Annotated in this window: 2 protein-coding genes; both read left to right on the forward strand. The window is 39.3% G+C overall.

What is annotated here, in order from left to right:
* On the forward strand, positions 1 to 242 hold a 242-nt coding region (locus ACFS3A_RS26680), incomplete at its 5' end, for a phosphopantetheine-binding protein (RefSeq protein WP_379828767.1).
* 8 nt (positions 243 to 250) lie between these two features.
* On the forward strand, positions 251 to 3122 hold a 2872-nt coding region (locus tag ACFS3A_RS26685; RefSeq protein ID WP_379828769.1), incomplete at its 3' end, for a non-ribosomal peptide synthetase.

A 3122-nucleotide genomic window follows, 5' to 3' on the forward strand; every position in this document is an offset into this window, starting at 1 on the left:
GGCAGGATCTTCTTGGTTTGGACCAGGTTGGGATCTATGACAATTTCTTCGAGCTTGGAGGCCATAGCCTTCTTGCGACGCGATTGGTATCGATGATCCGCAGGGAGCTTAAAACGGAAGTATCGATCAGGGACGTATTTGAACATACTACGATTTCAGAATTAGGGGGACTAATTGATTTTTTTGCTCTGGATTTTGAAGAAGAAGCTGAAGAAGACTATAATAAAACGATTGAAATATAATTTTAACTATGAATGTAGAAATTTTAAATATTCTAAAAGAAGCTCACGCTAAAGGAGTAAAATTAGGTATAAATGGCGATTCCTTAACAATAAAATCTGTTGATTCCATTGATTCTGATTTATTGCAAAAAATAAAAGATAATAAGATATACATACTTGAATATATTCAAAAGCTCAAGATTAAAAATAAAAAAAATGTTCTACCAAAGGTTACTCCTGGTAATGGAGATTCCCTTGAGCGAATTCCTTTGTCATTTGGCCAAGAACGTTTATGGTTTTTAGATCAATTACAAGGAAGTATAGAATATCATATGCCAGTTGTTTTAAAATTAAGTGGTATTTTAAATTTTTCTTATTTAGAGAGTTCCCTATCTTGTATAATTGATCGACATGAAGTGCTGAGGACCAATATTGTTTCTCAAAATGGAATAGGCCATCAGGAATTAGTTTCCTCTAATAATTGGATATTAGAAAATAAAATACTAAATACCAATGATAACCTGGAAGAGATGATTTCTTCCTTTTTAGAATTACCTTTTGATTTGTCAAAGGATTATAAACTAAGGGCGTGTCTGTACGAATTAGGAAACCAAGAATACGTACTGGCTTGTGTTTTTCATCACATTGCCAGTGACGGCTGGTCAGAAGGAATATTTAGTTATGAGTTAAAAGAATTATACTGTTCTTTTCAAAATAACCGTAAAGTAGTTTTACCAGAGCTGGCCCTGCAATATCGAGATTATGCTATTTGGCAGCGCAACTATCTGGCAGGTTCAGTATTGGAGAGCCAGTTATCATATTGGGAAGCAAAGTTAAAGGGGGCGACTACCTTAATACTACCTTATGATAATCCTCGCCCTTCTGTTCAAAGTACAGCAGGAGCAAGTGTTTCTATTGTATTGGATAAAAAACTAACTGTAGCATTGGAATCTTTATGCCAAGAAGAAGGAGTAACATTTTTTATGATGATGTTATCAGCATTTAAAGTGTTGTTATCCAAGTATAGCGGGCAAGATGATATTTGTGTAGGAACACCAATTGCTAACCGTACTCAAGTCGAGTTAGAAGGAATGATTGGCTTTTTCCTTAATACTCTGGCACTCCGTAGTGATTTGAGTGGTAACCCAACTTTCAAAGAGCTATTGTTGAGAGTAAAAGAAACCACCCTTGAGGGTTATGACCATCAACTAACTCCTTTTGAAAAGGTTGTTGATCGTGTCGTTAGGAACCGTGACATGAGTATGAGCCCGTTGTTTCAAGTATTATTTGTCTTACAGAATACACCGGAGAGTTCCAAAGAAACACCGACAGAATTAGAGGGGATTACAATTACAGGTTATAAATTTGATTCAGTTACTTCAAAGTTTGATTTGATGTTAACTATATCCGAAGACAGCCTCGGACTTGTATTAAATTTGGAGTACAGTACGGTTTTATTTGACAAACCTACCATCGAGCGGATGCTGGGGCACTATGAGCAGTTATTGGCTTGTATTGCGGCTGATGCATCCCAGCCTATCGGCAGTTTGTCGATGTTGAGCGCCCATGAGGAGCACCAGCTTCTGGATGTCTTCAATGCCACAGGTGTTGATTATCCATTGGACAGGACGGTTGTTGATTTGTTCGAGGAGCAGGTGGTAAAGAGCCCTGATGCGATAGCGGTTGTCTTCGAGGGAGAGCAATTGAGCTACCGTGAATTGGACGAACGTTCCAATCAGCTTGCGCATTACCTGCGCGGTAGGGGCGTTGTTGCCGATACCCTTGTAGGGATCTGTCTGGAGCGCAGTGTTGAGATGCTGGTCGGAATACTTGGTATCTTGAAATCGTCTGGTGCGTATGTTCCTATCGATCCCGAGTATCCAGTAGAGCGTATCGGTTATATGCTTGAAGATGCAGCAATACAGCTGGTTTTGAGCAGCTCTGCAAGCCATGCGGCATTGAAGGAACATCCGGTATCGGTGCTGTTGCTGGATGATCAGTGGGATTTGATCTGCGGTCATCCATCAGGTAAACCCGATACTGTATTGCTGCCCCATAATCTGGCCTATGTGATCTACACCTCTGGAAGTACGGGTAATCCGAAAGGAGTAATGATCGAACATACAAATGTTGTTCGATTATTCAAAAACGAGTCATGCTTGTATGATTTTGAATCAAGCGATGTCTGGACATTATTTCATTCGTTTTGTTTTGATTTTTCGGTATGGGAAATGTATGGAGCCTTATTATTTGGAGGACGTTTGGTTATTGTTCCCAAAGCTGCTACAAAAGATTCCATTGCTTTTAAGGAATTATTGGTCAAGGAAGGCGTTACAGTTCTAAACCAGACCCCAGGTTCATTTTATGCATTCCAGGAAGAATTTCTTCACGGAAGCTTCGAACATTCCCTACGATATGTAATTTTTGGAGGAGAAGCCCTTAATCCTAGTTATTTAAGAAATTGGAAACAGACCTATCCTGACTGTGCCCTGATTAACATGTATGGGATTACAGAAACGACAGTACATGTTACTTATAAAGAAATCACAGAGATAGAAGTTCTAAATTCCGTTAGTAATATAGGTTCTGCAATTCCCACCTTGGGATGTTATATTGTAGATTCAGATTTAAATTTAGTACCGGTTGGAGTTGTAGGAGAATTATGTGTTGGAGGAGCTGGAGTAGCACGAGGTTATTTGAATAGGGAAGCATTAACAGAAGAAAAGTTTGTAAAGAATCCTTTTGAAGAAAGTAATTTTAAATTATATAGGTCAGGTGATCTGGCACGTTGGCTTCCTGATGGTAACCTGGAATACATCGGCAGGTCTGATGCCCAGGTTAAGATCCGTGGATACAGGATAGAACTGGGCGAGATCGAGAACGCCCTTTCTCTTATGGACC

The organism is Flavobacterium notoginsengisoli (genome assembly GCF_042686225.1).
GTDB lineage: Bacteria > Bacteroidota > Bacteroidia > Flavobacteriales > Flavobacteriaceae > Flavobacterium > Flavobacterium notoginsengisoli.